The following is a 16,992-nucleotide window of genomic DNA, read 5'->3' as shown; positions in this document are numbered from 1 at the left end:
GGCGCCGACGATCAACGTGTTCGAGCGGACGGGTCGGGCCCGGATCAGCGGTAGTCGATCCTCGTCGCGGTGCCGATCGGCCGGGCGGGGACGGTGACCGTCAACGTCCCTTGTTCGCCGTCGTACGCCCAGTTCCCCTGGGCCACCGGCCTGCCGTCGACCCGTACGGCCGTCGGCCGCGCCGCGGTGGAGAAGACGGCCGTCCACTGCCGCCGCGCCACCTGGCCGGGGAACCGGCCGCGCGCCGGGCCGATGAGCAGGGCGTGGTCGCCGCCGCGCTCGGTGTACCGGAGCGTGGTCGTCGCCGAGGCGTGCGGGCCGGTCGAGTGCCCGTCGTCCTCGTACAGCGGGAACGAGCCGTCGGCGCCGCCCGCGACGTTCACCGTGACCTTGGACAGCGGGTTCTGCACGTCGTTGGTCACGTCGTCCGTGCGCGTCGGCAGGATCCCGCCCGCCTTGACGAAGACCGGCATCGAGTTCCAGTCGGTCGTGACGTCCCTCGTGCCGGGGCCGCTGTAGGTCTTCCCGGTGAAGTAGTCGGTCCACTGCCCGGGCGGGAACCACACCGACGTGGTGGCGGTGGCGCCGGGCGAGGTGGCCGGGGCCACCAGCACGTCGGAGCCGTAGAAGTACTCCCGGGCCGCCGCGTCGTAGGCGCCCTGCTCGTCCGGGTACTCCAGGTACGTGGCCCGGACGACGGGCACGCCGGTGTCGGCCGTCTCCTTCGCCAGCGTGTAGGAGTACGGGACCAGGTTCTCGCGGAGGTTCAGGAACTTGTCGGCCGCCGTGCGGGCCTGGTCGCCGTACTGCCACGGCAGCCGGGCACTGTGGTTGCTGTGCAGCCGCAGGATCGGCTGGAACGCCGCCATCTGCACCCATCGCACGTACAGGTCGTCGGCGAGCTTGGACGGGCCGTTGAACCCGCCGATGTCGTGGCTGACCGCCGACAGGCCGGTGGCGGCGGACTCGCCCGGCGTGTAGCCGACCTCGTACTTCAGGGTGCCCCAGCTCGAGGCGGTGTCCCCGGTGAAGTGCACCGTCGTGCGCTTGTCCGCCCACGGGCCGGTCGGCACCGGGGCCTGACCGCTGTAGCCCGAGGCCTGCAGGGAGCTGTACGCCCGGGAGAAGGCGAACCCGCGCCCGACGCGCTTGGCGGTGTCGTCGGCGTACTGCTGGTTGATCCACGCGTCGGGCGTGACGCCGGCCAGCGAGGACTGGGAGCCATCACAGCACCAGTCCAGCCACCACAGGTCGTTGCCCTGCTGCTCCGTCTTCTTGTGCGCGCCGAAGTAGGCCGCGAGCTGGTCCGGGTCGCCCCAGTCGAACGTGTAGCAGGTCTGCCCGGAGGGCGCCTGGCAGTTCGAGGGCGTCAGCTTGTTCTTGGCCGTGGCCTGCGCCTGCGCGTAGGCCGGGTCACCGCTCTGGATGCTCGGGTGGATGTTCAGCGCGCTGTGCAGTCCCTGCGCGTGCTCCCAGGCGAAGAACGCCGCCGGGTCCGGGAACTTGTTGCTGTCGATCTGCCAGCCGTTCCAGTCGGTGGGCGCCTTGTAGTCCGTGTCGGTGACCAGGACGTCCAGTGGGACGCCCTCCGAGCGGAACTTCGGCAGGAGGTCGTTCTGGTAGTCGGCGGCGCTGAAGTCGTAGTACTCGGAGAACCAGATGCCGTACGTCCACCGGGGCAGCAGCTCCGACGGTCCGGTCAGCGTCTTCAGGTCCGTGAGGCCCTGCTTGTAGTCCTGGCCGTAGCCGAAGAGGTAGCCGTCCTGGTAGGACTTGCCGTCGTGGCCGGGCCGCGCGTGGACCGTGCGGGTCTCCGGGTCGAAGATGGCCGAGGGCGTGTCGTCGAGCAGGTACCACCCGTCGCGGTAGAGCAGGCCGGGCGTGGTGACCGCGCTGCCGTTGACGCCGTCGAGGCCGCGCCGGTACCCGCCGAGAGGGCTGTGCGCCGGCAGCACCGCCGAGGAGGCCGGGGCGACGGCGACGGTGTCGAGGTTGACGTGGCAGCTGTCCGCCGTCGGGCAGCCGAGTGCGATCGTGTCGGTGCCCTTGGTCAGGGTCACCGGGATGACGGCCGTCGACCAGCTGTCCCAGTCGGCCGTCGGCGCGAGGTTCGCCGTCGTGGCCGTTCCGCCGTTCACCGCCGTCGAGATGGTCCGCGAGGTTCCGCCGCCGTTCGAGTAGCGGACCTGCAGCCCGTACGAGCCGTCGGCGGGAACGTTCCGTACCGTGACGGTGTCGGACGCACCCGCCCGCTCCAGCCCGGCGACGAACCCGTCACCGGAGTGGCCGTTGTGGTCGGCGGCGAGCTTCGCGCCGCCGGCGAGTACGCCGGCCTCGGCCTCGCACACGGTGCCGTAGTCGCAGACGGCCGATGGCACCGTCGTCGGGTACGGCGCGCCGGGCGCCGTCAGCGCCAGGCTGTCGATGTTCACGTCGCCCGAGTCGTTCGCGGTCCGGGAGATGACGAGTGTGTGCCGGCCGGCGGACAGGTGCAGGCCCGGCGCGGAGGTGAACGCCCAGGTGTCCCAGTTCGCGGTGGTCGGCATCGTCAGCGTCGCGGGCGTTCCGCCGTCGACGGCGGCGCTCAGCGTACGGGTCGTTGTCTTCCCGTCGCCGCCTTGGCTGTTGGCGTAGCGCAGGCGCACGTCATAGGTGCCGTCCTTGGGCACGTCGAGTGTGTAGGCGAGCGACGCGCCGGTGCTCTCGAACCCGGCGGCGAACCCGGTGCCGGTGAACCCGGTGTGGTCGGAGGCGACGCTCACCCCCTGGAGCAGGCCCCGCTCCGCCTCACAGAGGGTGTCGGTGGCACAGGTGACCGCTCCGGGGAAGGTCGGGTGCGCGATCACCTTCTGGTCGGCGGCGCGCACCTGCACGGAGACGTTGTCCGCGGTGAACGGGCCGGAGCCGACCTTGTACCGCAGCTTCACCGGCCCGGTGTCGATGGTCAGCCAGCCGTCTTCGACCTTCTTGGTGTACGGCGTCCGCCCGAAGCCGTCGCGCCCGACCGCGTTGAACGTCGCCGCGTCGGTGAACGCGCCGTCGCCGGCGTACTCCATCCGGATCAGCGTCGGGGACAGCACTTCGAAGCGGGCGTCGCCCGACCGGACCGCGTGCCGATCGGCCCGCTGCCCGGCGGGGGACGCGGTGGCGGGTGGAGAACCGGCGACCACCAGCCCGGCCACTCCGGCCAGCGCCAGACCGGCTCTGACCGTCTTTGATCCGGGGCCGGTCCGCCGGCGCATGTGCCGCCGACGAACTCTGACATTACGCAATCGGGGGAGGAGGCTCACGTCAATGGACTATGAAGCCAAATGATCAGATTCGTCAATAGATGGTCTAAATCGGTCACCGTGCCGCGGTGACCGTGCGCCTCAGGAGTGCGTCGCGGTGACCCAGTCCGAGCGCTCGAGGACGTAGAGGCGAACGGCTTCGCCGTAGGGGCCGGTGGTGTCGTCGTGGTGGCGCATGCCGATCTTGCGCATGATGTTGCCGGACGCGTGGTTGGCGGGCTGGTAGCGGGCGACCAGCCGGGCGGCGCCGTGGTCGGTGAACGCCTCGTCGCGGATGACGGCCGCCGCCTCGGTGGCGATGCCCTTCCCCCAGTGCCGCGGATCCACCCACCACCCGATCTCGATGGCCGGCTCATCGACTCCGGGCAGCGGCTTGGAGAGACGGCTCAACGCGGCGACTCCGATCAGCGCTTCGTCGCCCGGCTCGCGGAGGAGGATCCCGCGCCAGCCGAACCCGTGCTCCCGCCAGTGCGCCAGGATCTCGCCGTGCCGCGCGACGGTACGCTCCGGCTTCCACGGCCGGCCGTCCCCCAGGTAGCGGCTGACGCGCGGATCGGCGCCGAGCCGGCAGAAGTCCTCCTCGAAACGGGGATCCCAGGGCGGGAGGATGAGTCGTTCGGTGGTCAACGTCCGCATCGCCCCACGGTAAACCCCCGTCACCGCGGCCGTCAGCCGCGTTCGACGCGGTCCGCGAGCCTCCGTCGCCTCGACGGCGGCGACCGTCAGGACCGGGCTTCCTGAGGTACGCCGTTCTCCGCGTCGGCGGTCGCCGGCACCGAGACGGCTGCGCGGATGAAGGCGGCGACCGCCGGAGAGCGGGCGTCCCGCGGCCACGCGACGGCCAGTGTGGCGGGCTCGAGATCGTCGACCGGCCGGTAGGCGATCCCGGACAGCGGGTAACGACGCGTCACCCAGGCCGGGAGGAAGCAGATCATCTGCCCCAGCTCGACCAGCCGGAAGATCTGGGTGATGTCCGAGGGCGGCCGGCGGGCTCCGGCCGTGAGCTCGCGGGGCGCCGTCCGTGGCCACGTGGGGCCGCTCTCGCCCAGGTGAGCGTGCGAGCGCGGCGGCCCGTTCTCCCCAGTGTGCGGGCGCGGCGGCCCGTCCTCCTCGACGAGGGTTCCGTCCGGGAGGCTCCGGCCGGCCAGGTCCGCCAGCCGCAGGGAGGAGCGGGCGGCGAGGGGATCGGTCGCCGCGAGGACGGCCAGGCGGGGCTCGGTGCGCAGTGGTTCGAAGTCCAGTCCGCGGTCGTCGAAGGGGCTGACGAGCAGCGCGACGTCGGCTCGCCCGTCGCGCAGCGCCGGCGCCTGTTCGCCCCGGCCGCCGAGCACCAGTTCGACGTCGATCGCCGCGTTCTCGCGTTGGTAGGCGGACAGGATCCGCGGCAGCAGCCCGGCGTCGTTGTCGGCCTTGAGGGCGACTCGCAGTACCGGGGCGGCCCGGCCGGCGTTCCGAACCCGCCGGCCGGCGGCGGCGATCGCGTCGAGCGCGGTCCGGGCGTCCCGCAGGAAGACCTCCCCGGCCGCCGTGAGCCTCACCTGACGCGTGGTGCGCTCGAACAGCCGCACGCCCAGCCGGCGTTCCAGGTCGCGGATCGCCCGGGAGAGCGGGGGCTGTGCCATGCCCAGCCGCCCGGCCGCGCGGCCGAAGTGCAGCTCTTCGGCGACCGCGACGAAGTACCGGAGTTCTCGCGACTCCAGGTCATTCATACCCGCAGAGTATCAACGGGGACCGGATCGATCCTTCAGGTTCTCGCCCCGGCCGGATTGACTGCTCAGTGCCATCCGGCGGTCCCCATCGCCGAGTTCGGCGGGCCCGGATGCGAACGCCCATGTGGCCGTGTCATCGCCACTCCTCCTGGAGGTTCAATGATCGTCATCACCACGCCCACCGGCCAGATCGGCCGGCAGGTCCTCGACAAGGTCCTGGACGGCGGAGAACCGATCCGCGTGATCGCGCGCGATCCGTCCCGGCTCTCACCGCGGGTGCGCGAACGGGTCGAGGTCGTCCCGGGATCGCACGACCGCCTCGACGTCCTCACCGAGGCATTGGACGGAGCCGACGCCGTGTTCTGGCTCGTACCTCCCGACCCTCGTGCCGACAGCGTCGAAGGTCACCTGCTGGGCTTCACCCGGCCGTTCTGCGAGGCCATCGAGAAGCAGGGCGTCCAGCGCGTCGTCGGCGTGTCGACCCTGGGCCGCGGCGTGGCCGAGAACGCCGGGCAGATCTCCGCGGCGCTCGCCATGGACGAGCTGATCGAGAGGACCGGCGTGGGCTACCGGGCCCTGCAGATGCCGGGCTTCATGGAGAACATGCTCCAGCAGGTCGGGGCGATCAGGAGCCAGGGCACCTTCTACCTGGCGCTGTCCGGGGATCACAAGAACCCGACGTGCGCCACCCGCGACATCGCGGCCGTCGCCGCCGAGCTGCTGCTCGACGACTCCTGGAGCGGGCAGGAGGGCGTCCCGGTCCTCGGACCCGAGGATCTGTCGCCGAACGACATGGCGCGGATCATGTCGGAGGTGCTGGGGCGGCCCATCCGCTTCCAGCAGGTCTCCGGTGCGGCGTACAAGGCCACTCTGGTGCGGAACGGGCTCAGCGAGCCGTGGGCCCAGGGTCTGGCCGACATGACCGCCGCGATCGACCGGGGCCTGTACAACGCGCGGCCGCACACCCCGCGGTCTACCACCCCGACCGGCTTCCGCCAGTGGTGCGAGGAGGTGCTGAAGCCCGCCGTCGAGCAGAACGGCTCTTAGGGCGTGTCTCGAAGTCCCGCTGTCCTACTGCGCGGCGTGGACTTCGAGACACGCCCTAGTCGAGACGCGGGTCTCTGGTCTTGGGGCGGGCGCGGAGGTGGGCGCGTTCGCCCTGGCGGCCGAACAGGCTGAGGAACTCGACCGGTTCGGCGTCGGCGGCGCCGAACCAGTGCGGTACCCGAGTGTCGAACTCGGCCGCCTCACCGGGCGAGAGCACCAGGTCCTGCTCGCCGAGGACGACCCGCAGCCGTCCGTTGAGGACGTACACCCAGTCGTAGCCCTCGTGGGTCCGCAGTTCGGGCTCCCGGCGGCGACTGCCGGCCGGGATGATGGTCTTGTACGCCTGGATGCCGCCGGCCCGGCGGGTCAGCGGCAGCAGCGTCATGCCGTCGCGCTCGATCGGCCGTATGTGGATGCGCGGGTCCCCGGTGGGCGGGGCGTCGACGAGCTCGTCGAGCGTGACGCCGTGGGCCCTGGCCAGCGGGAGCAGGAGCTCCAGGGTCGGCCGGCGGGCGCCGGACTCCAGCCGGGACAGGGTGCTCACCGAGATGCCGGTCGCCGCGGACAGCTCGGCGAGCGTGGTCTCGCGCTGCCGCCGCAGCGCGCGCAGCCGGGGGCCGACCGCGCCGAGCGCCTGGTCGAGATCGTCGTCCATGGCCCCATTTTGCCAGACCGGCAACGGAGCTTGCGGTAACGGCCAGCGGCTCCGCATCCTCTCCGTGGAGGTGGTCGAAGTGACCGATCTGCGGAAAGACGGCTATGACGTGGTGGTGGTCGGCGGCGGCGCGGCGGGGTTGAGCGGGGCGCTGGCCCTGGCCCGGTCGCGGCGTACGGTGCTGGTGGTCGACGCGGGTTCGCCGCGCAACGTCCCGGCCGCGGGCGTGCACAATCTCCTGGCCCGTGAGGGGATTCCACCGGTCGAGCTGCTGGAGCGCGGCCGGGCGGAGGTCCGCGGCTACGGCGGCCAGGTGATGCCCGGCGAGGTCGGCGCCGTGACCCGCGAGAAGGACGGGTTCGCGGTGGCGCTGACCGACGGCCGGGCGGTGCACGCGCGCCGGCTGCTGGTCGCCGCCGGCGCGGTCGACGAGCTGCCGGACATCCCGGGCCTGCGCGCCCGCTGGGGCCGGGACGTGCTGCACTGCCCGTACTGTCACGGCTGGGAGGTGCGCGACCAGGCCGTCGGCGTGCTGGCCACCGGTCCGATGTCGGTGCATCAGGCGTTGCTGTTCCGGCAGCTGAGCGCCGATGTCACGTACTTCGCCCACACCCTGCCGCCGGGCGACGAGCAGACGGAGGAGCTGACCGCCCGCGGCGTCGGGATCGTCCACGGCGAGGTCGCCTCGGTGGAGATCGACGGGGACCGTCTCGTGGGCGTACGGCTGCGCGACGGCACGGTCGTCGGGCGCGAGGCGCTCGTGGTCGCGTCCCGGATCGTGGTGCGCGCGGGCTTCCTGGCCGGACTCGGGCTGCGGCCGGCGGAACACCCGGCAGGGATCGGCCAGTACATCCCCGCGGACGCGACCGGCCGTACCGAGGTCCCCGGGGTGTGGGCCGCCGGGAACGTCACCGATCCGGCAGCCCAGGTCGGCGCCGCCGCCGCGGCGGGCACCATGGCGGGGGCCCAGATCAACGCCGACCTCATCGCCGAGGAGACCCGCCAGGCGGTCGCCGCCCGCCGGGACCCCTTCTCGGCCGAGTCCGAATCCCGCCTCTGCGAACAGGCGATGGGCGACCGTCGCCACGGCATCTGAACGCGCTCTCTGAACGACGAAAGGGAATCATCGTGCCCGAAGAGTTCGGCAAGGACTTCTGGGAAGAGCGGTACGCCGGCCACACCCACGTCTGGAGCGGACGGCCCAATCCACAGCTCGTGGCGGAGGCCGAGGACCTCGCGCCCGGCACGGCCCTGGACGCGGGCTGCGGGGAGGGCGCCGACGCCATCTGGCTCGCCTCCCGCGGCTGGCGGGTCACGGCGGTGGACTTCGCCACCGCCGCGCTCCGCCGCGCGCGCGAGCACGCCGAGTCCCTCGACGCCGACGCCGCAGGCCGGATCGACTGGGCGCAGGCCGACCTGACCGAGTGGGCGCCCCCCGAGGAGCGGTTCGACCTGGTCTCCACCCACTACGTGCACCTCGCCGCGTCTCGCGAGGCGTTCTTCCGCCGGATGGCGGCGTCCGTCGCGCCGGGCGGCACACTGCTCATCGTCGGCCACCACCCGCTGGACCTGCAGACCACGATCCAGCGGCCGCCCATCCCGGAGCTGTTCTTCACCGCCGAGGACGTCGTGGCCGTCCTCGACCCCGGCCGCTGGGACGTCGTCGCCGCCGACGCCAGGCCCCGGCCGGCCACCGACCACGACGGCAACGAGGTCACGATCCACGACACCGTCCTGCGCGCCCGCAGGCGCCCGTGACGGTGAGCCGGGTCAGGGCCGGATGACGGTCAGGCTGAACGGCGCGGCGTGCCGGGCGGCGTGGGCCACGGCCTCGTCCGCCTCGTCGAGGGCGAACTCGGTGACGCAGAACAGGCCGAGGTCCAGCCGTCCGCAGCGGGCCAGTTCGATGAAGCGGGCGGGGGCGTGGCGCGGGTACAACCACTGGCCGCGCACGGTGACGTTGTTCCGCATCAGCCACGGGTAGGGGAGGGCGAGGTCGGCGCCGCCCAGCATGCCGACCCCGCCCATCAGCACCACCCGGCCGTATTCGCGGACGGTCATCGCGGCGGCGCGCACGGGCGTCGTCCCGGCGGAGGGAGGCAGCAGATCCAGGACGAGGTCGATCGGCCCGGGCGCCGCGGCCATCATCTGGCCCCGGTCCCGGTCCTCCGCGCCGGAGAGCCGTACGGTCCGGACCTGCGGGCCGAACCGGCGCTCGAGCCCGCGCAGCGCCTCCTCGTTGCGTCCCGGCGCGATGACGCAGGCGGCGCCCATCGCCAGCGCGACGGCCACCGCGGCGCCGCCGAAGTTGCCGGTCGCGCCGCTGACCAAGACCGTCTCGCCCGCCTGCAGGTCGCCCGCGAGGAGCCCGCCGTACGGGACGAGGCACAGGCTGAGTGCGGCCCACCGCGCCGCGTCGGCCGGGTCGATCGAACCGAGCGGGACGGCGTTCTCGGTGGGCACCAGGAGTCGTTCGGCGTACGAGCCCTGACCGAAGTGCCGCTGCAGGCGCAGCCCGCCCTCGCCCCGGCCGCTCAGCCCCTGCAGGGTGATGTCCGGCGTCAGCGCGTGGTCGCGGGAGCGTATGGTCGGGTCGCACAGCACCCACTGCCCCGGAGTGAGGCGGGTGGCGTCCGGCCCGACCTCGCGGACCCGGCCCACGGCGCCGGCACCGGGCGTCACCGGCAGGGTCAGCAGGTACCTGCGCTCGCCACTGAAGACCTCCGCCGCGTACGGCAGCACGGCCGCCGCGACGACATCAACGATCACCTCGCCGGTCCCCAAGACCGGGTCCGGCACGTCCTCCACCGACAGGGGGCGGCCGAATTCCTGCAACACCGCGGCCTTCATGGTGGTTCCTCTCGTTCGATCGGCCGATTGCGCGATCGATGGTGGGCCACCCGAGCGGGCGTATCCAGGCCCGGTATCGTCCTGGGATCGGCCAGTACCACCCAGCGAAGGCGGCGATCATGCGCGAGCCGGCCGGTCGCGGACTCGGTGACTTCCTACGGTCCCGGCGGGAGCGGCTGAGTCCCGAGACGGTGGGACTCCCCGAGCGGCGACGTCGCCGGACGCCGGGCCTCCGGCGGGAAGAGGTCGCCGAACTGGCCGGCATCGGGATCGACTGGTACGTCCGCCTCGAGCAGGGGCGGGCCGGAAGCCCGTCGACCACCACGATCGACGCCCTCGCCGAGGCGCTCCGCCTGGACGCCACCGACCGGGACCACCTGCGGAGACTGGCATGTTCTCCGGCGCGTGAGCCCTTCGTCCGGGAGCAGGTGTCGGAGGGGACCAGGCGCCTGGTCGAGGGACTCGGCGCGCCCGCGTACGTCACCGGCCGCCGCTGGGACGTGCTGGCGTGGAACGCCGAGGCGGCCCGGCTGTTCACCGACTTCGGCCGCCTCGGCGCGGACGACCGCAACGTCCTCGTCTACCTGCTGCTCACGCCCGAGGCCCGGCGTCTCTTCGGCGACGGCTGGACCGACCAGGCCAGGCATGCCACGGCGCAGTTCCGCGCGGCGCACGACCTGTGGGCACCGGATCCGGCGTTCACCGCGCTCGCCGACCGGCTCCGCCGCGGCTGCCCGGAGTTCGCCACCTGGTGGGAACGGCACGACGTCCTACCCGCCGGTTCCGGACGGAAGCGACTGCACCATCCGTCCGAGGGCCCGCTCGTCTTCGAGTACGCCACCTTCCAGTCCAACGAGGATCCGGCGCTCCGGCTGACCGTCTACTCGCCCGCAGATCACACCGGTTCCAGGCCGCCCGTCGTCTTCTAGGCACCTGTCACTGCGCGGCGGCGAGGAGCGCTTCGCCGGTGGACGTCGGCGGTGCTGGCCCTGCGCGCGTCTCCGGGACAGGTCGGCCTGCCGGCGGCGCTCAGCACGTTGGCCTTCCTCCTCATCGGCCTGCCGGCGGGCGCCTGGACCGACCGCATGCGCAAGCGTCCGCTGATGATCGCCGCCGATCTGGCCCGCGCCGTCGTGTTCGGCTCGGTGCCGCTCGCCTGGCTCCTCCGCGTCCTGAAGATCTATCAGCTCTACGGCGTCGTGCTGGTCACGGGGGTGTGCACCGTCTTCTTCGACGTGGCCGCGCAGAGCCATCTGCCTCACCTGGTCGGCCACGACCGGCTGGGCCGGGCCAACGCCCGCCTGGTGACGCTCGGCGCGGTCACGGAGATCGGCGGGCGTGGTGTGGGCGGGCTCCTGGTCACTCTCGTCTCCGCGCCCGCCGCGATCGGGCTCGACGCGGCCACGTACCTCGGGTCGGCGGTGTTCCTGCTGCGCGTCCGGCGGCCCGAGCCGCGGCCGCGGCACGCCGGCACCACGGCGCTCCGGCGCGACATCGGGGAGGGCGTCCGTTACGTGTTCGGCCACGCCGTCCTGCGTCCCATCGCCCTCGCCGGCACGTGCACGAACCTCGCCATCCAGCTGTGCCAGACGATGCTTCCCGTCGTCTTCGTCCGTCTGGGTCTGCCCGGCGGCGCCATCGGCGTCTTCTTCGCCGTGGGCGGCGCCGGCACGCTGCTGGGGTCGCTGTCCGCCCGCCGGCTCGCTCGCCGCCTCGGATCGGGCCGGGTCCTGTGGCTCGTGGGCCTGGCGATCGCGCCGACCGGAATCTGCGTCGCACTCGTCGACCGTGGTCCGGCGCTCTGGCTCGCCGCCACCGCCTGGCTGCTCATCACGTTCAAGGTCGGCGTGGACAACGTGATCAAGGTGAGCTTCCGGCAGGCGGTCACGCCGGATCGGCTCCTGGGCCGGATGAACGCCACCATGCGCTTCGTCCTGACCGGGGCACTGGCGGTCGGTGGAGCGCTCGCCGGTCTGCTCGGTCAGTTCGTCGGCGTCCGGGCGGCACTGTGGGCCGGTGCGGTGCTGTTCGCCCTGGTCTGGGTGCCGACGTTCTTCTCGCCACTTCGAACGGCGCAGGCACTCCCGAGCTGAGGCCCTTACGCCGAGGATCTCCGTCGCCCTGACGACGGAGATCCTCGGCGGTGATTCGTCAGCCCGGCTTGCGGCTGGTGATGATCTCGTCGATCAGGCCGTACTCGCGGGCCTCCTCGGCCGTGAGGTAGCGGTCCCGTTCGATGTCGGAGCGGACCTGCTCGGCCGGCCGGCCGGAGTGCCGGGCCAGGATGGTCTCGAGCTGCTCGCGCAGCCGGATGATCTCCTGGGCCTGGATCTCCATGTCGCTGGTCTGGCCGTAGCCGCCCTCGGTGCTCGGCTGGTGGATCACGATGCGCGAGTGCGGCAGCGCGGCGCGCTTGCCGGTCGCGCCCGCCGCGAGTAGCACGGCGGCGGCCGAGGCGGCCTGGCCGATGCAGGTCGTCTCGATCTGCGGCTTGACGAACTGCATCGTGTCGTAGATCGCCGTCATCGCGGTGAGAGAGCCGCCGGGGGAGTTGATGTACAGGCTGATGACCCGGTCCGGGTCCATCCCCTCCAGGGCGATGAGCTGCGCGATGACGTCGTTGGCGAGCGTGTCGTCGATGGGCGCGCCGACGAAGACGATGCGCTCCTCGAACAGCTTGTTGTACGGGTTGCTCTCCTTCATCCCGTATGAGGTGCGCTCGACGTAGGACGGCAGGATGTACCTGGCGACGGGGTTCCTCATGGGGCGACGCCTCCGGCCTCGAGGGCGCTGGTGACGACGTGGTCGATGAGGCCGTACTCGCGGGCCTCCTCGGCGGTGAAGTAGCGGTCGCGGTCGGCGTCGTGCTCGATCTGCTCGTACGGCCGGCCGGTGTGCTCGGCGATGAGCTGCAGGAACCGGTGCTTCATGTGCACGCTCTGCTCGGCCTGGATACGGATGTCTGAGGCGGTGCCCCGGATGCCGCCGGACGGCTGGTGCATCATGATCCGCGTGTTGCGCAGCGCGTAGCGCTTGCCGCGCGTGCCCGCCGTGAGCAGGAACTGCCCGGCCGAGGCGGCCATGCCGAGGGCGACCGTCGAGACGTCGTTCGGCAGGTACCGCATCACGTCGAACATGGCGAACATCGCGTCCATCGACCCGCCCGGCGAGTTGATGAAGATCTTGATGTCGCGCTCCCCGTCCTGGGCGGCGAGGAGCAGCAGTTGCGAGCACACCCGGTTGGCCAGGTCGTCGTCGATCTCCGAGCCGATGAAGACGATCCGCTGGTCGAGCAGCCGCTGGAAGAGCTGCTGGGAGTGCACGTCCGGCGGGATCTCGGTGACCCGGGCGCGCGGTTCGAGGGTCGGGAAGTCCATCAGCGCTCCTTCGCTGCCACGCGCGCCTGTACGCGTGGCGGGTGTCCACGCGCCGGCGCGCTCCTGCCGCGCACCGGCTCGAGTTCTGTACAGAATAGCAAGAACGTACAGAATGCTAGAATCTCTGCATGACACGAGAGGTCCCAGTGACGCAGGCCCGGGCCGACCTCGCGGAGCTCGTCAACCGTGTCGGCTACACCGGCGAGCGGATCGTCCTGACCCGGCACGGCAAGCCCCTCGCGGCCCTCGTCCCGGTGGAGGATCTCGAGGCGCTCGAGCGGCGGCCCGCGGAGATCGGCTTCACCCTGCCGCTGCCCGCCGAGGCGGAACCCGAGCCCGAGCAGCCGTCACGCCCCGCAGGCCCGCTCCGCATCGCGGCGGAGCACCGGGACCCACGTCGGTCCGGCCGCTCCGACTGGAAGCGCTGACGAGACCGGAGCGCCCGCCGCGGACCGCGGCGGGAGACCGGACCGGTCCGGCGGATCTTCAGAGGGCTGCGTCCGTCGTCCGGTGGGTCGTAAGGTCTACGTCGTGAGCCCCCCACGCCTACCGGAACACCTTGAACTGCTACTGACCGAAGAACCCGTCCTGGACGTGTACGCGTACGGACCCTGGCGTGTCCCCGACGGGCTGTACGACGAGGTCCGCGAGCGCGCCCGCGAGTTCGACGCCGACGAGCGCGCCCGGGCGCTGACCGGCGGGCTCAGCGACTTCTACGCGACGGGCACCTCCGCGGCGGGCGCGGAGCTGTGGTCGCTGCTCACCTTCCTGCTCGGGGCGGCGGCGATCCGGGCGGGCTCGCGCGGCGACATCGACTACGAGCTGCTCACCCAGTTCCTGGCCAAGCCCGAGCCGCCCGTCCGCGACTCGGTCGCCTGGTTCAGCCAGGGCGGCCGGCTGCGGCCGCCCGGCCTGTGGCTGGTGGAGAACGCCGGGGACGACGTCGAGCTCCGGGAGACGATGTTCGCCCTGGGCCGCGAGTCCCTCGACGTGTTCGCCGGGATCACGCCGCTGGAGGAGCGCCGCAAGGCCCTCCACGCGATCTTCGACCGGCACGCGGAGGACCCGGAGCTGCGGGCCCGCGACCTGACCACGCCGCACGGCGACCTCGAGCGGGTCTGGGCGTCGGACCTGTCGGACGAGACCCTGTCCGCGCTCCCGGAGCTGGCCGGCCCGACCGGATATCTCACCTGGGCGTGCGCCGGCTGGATCGCCGCGCACGAGCGCCTGCTCGCGGCGGTCCCGGGCGGCGATCCGCTGGTGACGGGGCTGGCCCGGCTGCTGCTGCAGGCCGACGCGCAGGCCGTGCCCGCGGACCTCGCGTTCGCCATCGGCGTCGAGCGGTACGAAAGCGTCCAGGAGCGCTTCCAGCACCTGCGGGAGGGCTTCCGCGCCGATCCGTGGCAGGCGGAGGTGCGGTCCTGGCTGGCCCGCGGTCTCGTCGCGGGCGAGGCCGACGCCTGCCGGGCCTGGCTGGACATGGGCCTGCGGATCACCGGCTCCGTACAGGGCCTGCCCGACAGCGCCGTGAGCCCGAAGGGCCGGCTGCCGGTCCGCGGTTTCCAGATGGATCTGCGCCGCCTCTTCCGCGCCCGTACGGTCGTCAACCCGCTGACCGCGGCGTTCGCCGGTGTGCCGCCCGCCGAGGAGGCGCGGACCGCGACCGCGGCCGAGGAGACCGGCGCCGACCTCGTCGGCCAGCCCGAGCTCGTGACGACGCTCGCCGAGGTTCTGCGCGCCGGCGCGACCCCGCGCCCGGTGCGCCTCCTGCTCAGCGGACCGGACGCGACGGGCAAGGGCACGGCCGTCCGGCTCGTCGAGCAGACCCTGGCCGAACGCGGGGACGTCCGCGAGGCCGTCTGGGTCTCCGACCAGGTGTTCGCCAACCTGCACGTCAGCGACACGATCCTGTACCTGCTGGCACGCGTGCGCGAGTGCCTCGAAGGACGGGTCCTCGTCATCGAGGGCCTCGACCGCATCCTCGCCCTCGAGCACTGCGGCGGCGCGTTCGCCGAGGAGCTGCGCCGCGTCCTCGAACGCCACCAGAAACTGCACGTCGTCGCGGCGTGCCGGGCGGGCGGCGATGAGCGGATCTTCGACGCCAACCCGGCCCTGCACCAGCACTTCCGGGTCGCCCGCACGCGGGAGTTCGCCGAGGACGACTACGCGGAACTGTTCCGGCGGGCCGTCGCCCGGCGCGGCCTGACCGCCGCCCGGGAGGCCGCGGTCACCGCCGGGGTGCTGCTGTCCCGCACCCCGCCGCTGCTGAACCTGCGGGGCGCGCGCCTCGTGGAGTACCTCGCCGAGCAGTGCGTGGCGGCGGCCGCCGCCCGCGGCGAGACGGAGGTCGCGGTCGCGGATCTGCCGCAGCGGGTCATCCCCGGCGGCGCCGCCGACGCCGACCCGATGGCCGAGCTGGACGCGTGCGTGGGCCTGAAGTCGGTGAAGAACGAGGTCCGTCTGCTCGTCGCCGAGGCCGAGGCCGCCCGGATGCGCCGCGAGGCGGGCATGCCCGTCGCCGCGCGGCCACGGCACCTGGTCTTCACCGGCAACTCCGGCACGGGCAAGTCCAAGGTCGCGCGGATCCTCGGCCGCATCTACGCCGACCTGGGCGTCCTGTCCTCCGGCCACCTGGTCGAGGTGGACCGCTCCGACCTCGTCGGCGAGTACGTCAGCGAGAGCGGGCCGCGCGTGCGCCGGGCGGTCGAGCGCGCGCACGGCGGCGTGCTGGCCATCAACGACGCGCACAACCTCATGCCGGGCGACTCGCCGCGCAACCGGGAGGCGATCGACGTCCTGCTGGCGGCCGTGCAGTCCCACCCGGAGGACCTGATCGTCGTCCTGTGCGGGCCCGAAGGCGCGATGAACGGCCTGCTCAAGAGCGACTCGGAGCTGGCGGCGTTCTTCCCCAAGCAGCTCCGGTTCCCCGACCTCACCGAGGACGAGCTCATCGAGATCTTCCAGGCCAAGGCCACCGACGCGGGCTTCGCGCTGCGGGAGGGCGTGCTCGACAAGGTCCGCGACCTCGTACGCGCGGGGGCGCGCGACCGGGCCGCCGGGAACGCCCGCCTGATGATCAATCTGCTCGACCGCGCCGTGGCCATGCAGTCCCGCCGCGTCCTCGACGACGGCGTGCTCACCGACGACGAGTCCCTCGACGAGATCTTCGCCGAGGACATCCCCGGCACGCTGGCCGCCGGCGGCCACATCGACCTGCCCGGCGACCCCCTCGCAGAGATCGAGCGGCTGATCGGGCTGGACGCGGTCAAGCAGGAGGTGCGCCTGCTCGTCGCCGAGGCCAAGGCCGAGCAGCTCCGCCGCGACGCCGGCATCCCGATCGCCTCGCCCACGCGGCACATGGTGTTCACCGGAAATCCGGGAACGGCCAAGACCACGATGGCGCGGCTGCTGGCCGCGGTCTACGCCAAGCTGGGGCTCCTGTCGTCCGGGCACCTGGTCGAGGTGTCCCGCGCCGACCTCGTCGGCGAGTACGTCGGGCAGACGGCCCCGAAGGTGCGCGCGGCGGTGGAGCGGGCGCTGGGCGGCGTGCTGTTCATCGACGAGGCGTACGCCCTGACGCCCGCCGACTCCGGACGCGACTACGGGCACGAGGCGATCGCCGAGCTGCTCAAGCTGATGGAGGAGCACCGCGCCGACCTCGTCGTCATCGTGGCGGGTTACGAAGGGCCGATGCTGCGGTTCCTGGAGTTCAACCCCGGTCTCGCGTCGCGCTTCCCGACCGTCCTGCGGTTCCCGGACTACACCGACGACGAACTCGTCGCGATCTTCGAGGTGATGGCGGCGGACGCGGGCTTCGGCGTGGCCGAGGGCGTGCTCGACGCCGTACGCTCCCGGCTCCGCTCGGCCGCCCGCGGCGAGTCGTTCGGCAACGCCCGGCTCATGCGCAACATCCTGGACCGGGCCGTCGCCCTGCAGGCGCAGCGCATCACCGGGCAGGAGGCACCGGACCGGGAGGAGATCCGGCTGCTGCGCCAGGAGGACCTGCCGGAGACCGACGCGCCCATCGACCGCGACGAACGGCTCGGCCAGTACCTGTGACCGGA

General features: G+C 72.6%; 14 protein-coding genes. 7 read left to right on the top strand and 7 right to left on the bottom strand.

The genetic code is table 11. From position 1 onward, the window contains the following. Positions 1-44: 44 nt before the first annotated feature. From ABD978_RS23960 to ABD978_RS23950, 3 genes are all read right to left on the bottom strand, one after another. A complete protein-coding gene (locus tag ABD978_RS23960) occupies positions 45-3,242 on the bottom strand; it encodes a TIM-barrel domain-containing protein (protein ID WP_345358622.1) in 3,198 nt (1,065 codons plus the stop codon). Between the two features lie 129 nt (positions 3,243-3,371). Continuing rightward, positions 3,372-3,926: a GNAT family N-acetyltransferase gene (locus ABD978_RS23955; protein WP_345358619.1), complete on the bottom strand. Its 555-nt coding sequence runs from the start codon at positions 3,924-3,926 to the stop codon at positions 3,372-3,374. A gap of 86 nt (positions 3,927-4,012) precedes the next feature. Beyond that, positions 4,013-4,999 (bottom strand): LysR family transcriptional regulator, encoded by a 987-nt coding sequence (locus ABD978_RS23950; RefSeq protein ID WP_345358616.1) that lies wholly within the window; start codon positions 4,997-4,999, stop codon positions 4,013-4,015. Positions 5,000-5,158: 159 nt separating this feature from the next. Between ABD978_RS23950 and ABD978_RS23945 the strand changes: the two genes are divergently transcribed. Beyond that, entirely contained in the window at positions 5,159-6,046 is an 888-nt protein-coding gene (locus tag ABD978_RS23945; protein WP_345358613.1) for an NAD(P)H-binding protein, read from the top strand. A 55-nt stretch (positions 6,047-6,101) separates the two neighbouring features. On the opposite strand, the gene ABD978_RS23940 is transcribed toward ABD978_RS23945, so the two are convergent. Next, entirely contained in the window at positions 6,102-6,701 is a 600-nt protein-coding gene (locus tag ABD978_RS23940; protein ID WP_345358610.1) for a helix-turn-helix domain-containing protein, read from the bottom strand. Between the two features lie 79 nt (positions 6,702-6,780). Between ABD978_RS23940 and ABD978_RS23935 the strand changes: the two genes are divergently transcribed. Both ABD978_RS23935 and ABD978_RS23930 read left to right on the top strand, forming a co-directional pair. After that, a complete protein-coding gene (locus tag ABD978_RS23935; RefSeq protein ID WP_345358607.1) occupies positions 6,781-7,797 on the top strand; it encodes an NAD(P)/FAD-dependent oxidoreductase in 1,017 nt (338 codons plus the stop codon). A gap of 32 nt (positions 7,798-7,829) precedes the next feature. Continuing rightward, positions 7,830-8,459: a class I SAM-dependent methyltransferase gene (locus tag ABD978_RS23930; RefSeq protein WP_345358604.1), complete on the top strand. Its 630-nt coding sequence runs from the start codon at positions 7,830-7,832 to the stop codon at positions 8,457-8,459. Positions 8,460-8,471: 12 nt separating this feature from the next. Here ABD978_RS23930 and ABD978_RS23925 read toward each other — a convergent pair whose 3' ends face one another. Next, positions 8,472-9,551 (bottom strand): alcohol dehydrogenase catalytic domain-containing protein, encoded by a 1,080-nt coding sequence (locus ABD978_RS23925; RefSeq protein WP_345358601.1) that lies wholly within the window; start codon positions 9,549-9,551, stop codon positions 8,472-8,474. Between the two features lie 119 nt (positions 9,552-9,670). Between ABD978_RS23925 and ABD978_RS23920 the strand changes: the two genes are divergently transcribed. Together ABD978_RS23920 and ABD978_RS23915 are read left to right on the top strand one after the other, a co-directional pair. Further along, the gene (locus ABD978_RS23920) at positions 9,671-10,480 is read left to right on the top strand and encodes a helix-turn-helix transcriptional regulator (protein ID WP_345358598.1); all 810 of its coding nucleotides are present in this window, start codon (positions 9,671-9,673) and stop codon (positions 10,478-10,480) included. 51 nt (positions 10,481-10,531) lie between these two features. Further along, positions 10,532-11,644: an MFS transporter gene (locus ABD978_RS23915; protein WP_345358595.1), complete on the top strand. Its 1,113-nt coding sequence runs from the start codon at positions 10,532-10,534 to the stop codon at positions 11,642-11,644. A 58-nt stretch (positions 11,645-11,702) separates the two neighbouring features. On the opposite strand, the gene ABD978_RS23910 is transcribed toward ABD978_RS23915, so the two are convergent. Further along, positions 11,703-12,314 (bottom strand): ATP-dependent Clp protease proteolytic subunit, encoded by a 612-nt coding sequence (locus ABD978_RS23910; RefSeq protein WP_345358592.1) that lies wholly within the window; start codon positions 12,312-12,314, stop codon positions 11,703-11,705. Beyond that, the gene (locus ABD978_RS23905; protein ID WP_345358589.1) at positions 12,311-12,928 is read right to left on the bottom strand and encodes a ClpP family protease; all 618 of its coding nucleotides are present in this window, start codon (positions 12,926-12,928) and stop codon (positions 12,311-12,313) included. The genes ABD978_RS23910 and ABD978_RS23905 overlap by 4 nt, the downstream gene beginning before the upstream one ends. 128 nt (positions 12,929-13,056) lie before the next feature. Here ABD978_RS23905 and ABD978_RS23900 point away from each other — a divergent pair, with 128 nt between their 5' ends. Both ABD978_RS23900 and ABD978_RS23895 read left to right on the top strand, forming a co-directional pair. Continuing rightward, positions 13,057-13,356, top strand: coding sequence for a type II toxin-antitoxin system Phd/YefM family antitoxin (locus ABD978_RS23900; protein ID WP_345358586.1), 300 nt, complete (start codon positions 13,057-13,059; stop codon positions 13,354-13,356). A gap of 103 nt (positions 13,357-13,459) precedes the next feature. Further along, complete coding sequence (locus tag ABD978_RS23895; protein WP_345358583.1) at positions 13,460-16,987, top strand: AAA family ATPase; 3,528 nt, start codon at positions 13,460-13,462, stop codon at positions 16,985-16,987. The last annotated feature ends 5 nt before the right edge of the window (positions 16,988-16,992 follow it).

This window comes from Actinoallomurus liliacearum (genome assembly GCF_039542035.1).
GTDB classification, from domain to species: Bacteria; Actinomycetota; Actinomycetes; order Streptosporangiales; family Streptosporangiaceae; genus Actinoallomurus; species Actinoallomurus liliacearum.
This window is presented reverse-complemented; position numbering and strand designations above follow the sequence as displayed.

Bases quoted from the DNA above. Each gene is read 5' to 3' on its own strand.
- ABD978_RS23960 (WP_345358622.1), bottom strand. From the start codon at position 3,242: ATGCGCCGGCGGACCGGCCCCGGATCAAAGACGGTCAGAGCCGGTCTG.
- ABD978_RS23955 (WP_345358619.1), bottom strand. From the start codon at position 3,926: ATGCGGACGTTGACCACCGAACGACTCATCCTCCCGCCCTGGGATCCC.
- ABD978_RS23950 (WP_345358616.1), bottom strand. From the start codon at position 4,999: ATGAATGACCTGGAGTCGCGAGAACTCCGGTACTTCGTCGCGGTCGCC.
- ABD978_RS23945 (WP_345358613.1), top strand. From the start codon at position 5,159: ATGATCGTCATCACCACGCCCACCGGCCAGATCGGCCGGCAGGTCCTC.
- ABD978_RS23940 (WP_345358610.1), bottom strand. From the start codon at position 6,701: ATGGACGACGATCTCGACCAGGCGCTCGGCGCGGTCGGCCCCCGGCTG.
- ABD978_RS23925 (WP_345358601.1), bottom strand. From the start codon at position 9,551: ATGAAGGCCGCGGTGTTGCAGGAATTCGGCCGCCCCCTGTCGGTGGAG.
- ABD978_RS23920 (WP_345358598.1), top strand. From the start codon at position 9,671: ATGCGCGAGCCGGCCGGTCGCGGACTCGGTGACTTCCTACGGTCCCGG.
- ABD978_RS23910 (WP_345358592.1), bottom strand. From the start codon at position 12,314: ATGAGGAACCCCGTCGCCAGGTACATCCTGCCGTCCTACGTCGAGCGC.
- ABD978_RS23905 (WP_345358589.1), bottom strand. From the start codon at position 12,928: ATGGACTTCCCGACCCTCGAACCGCGCGCCCGGGTCACCGAGATCCCG.
- ABD978_RS23900 (WP_345358586.1), top strand. From the start codon at position 13,057: ATGACACGAGAGGTCCCAGTGACGCAGGCCCGGGCCGACCTCGCGGAG.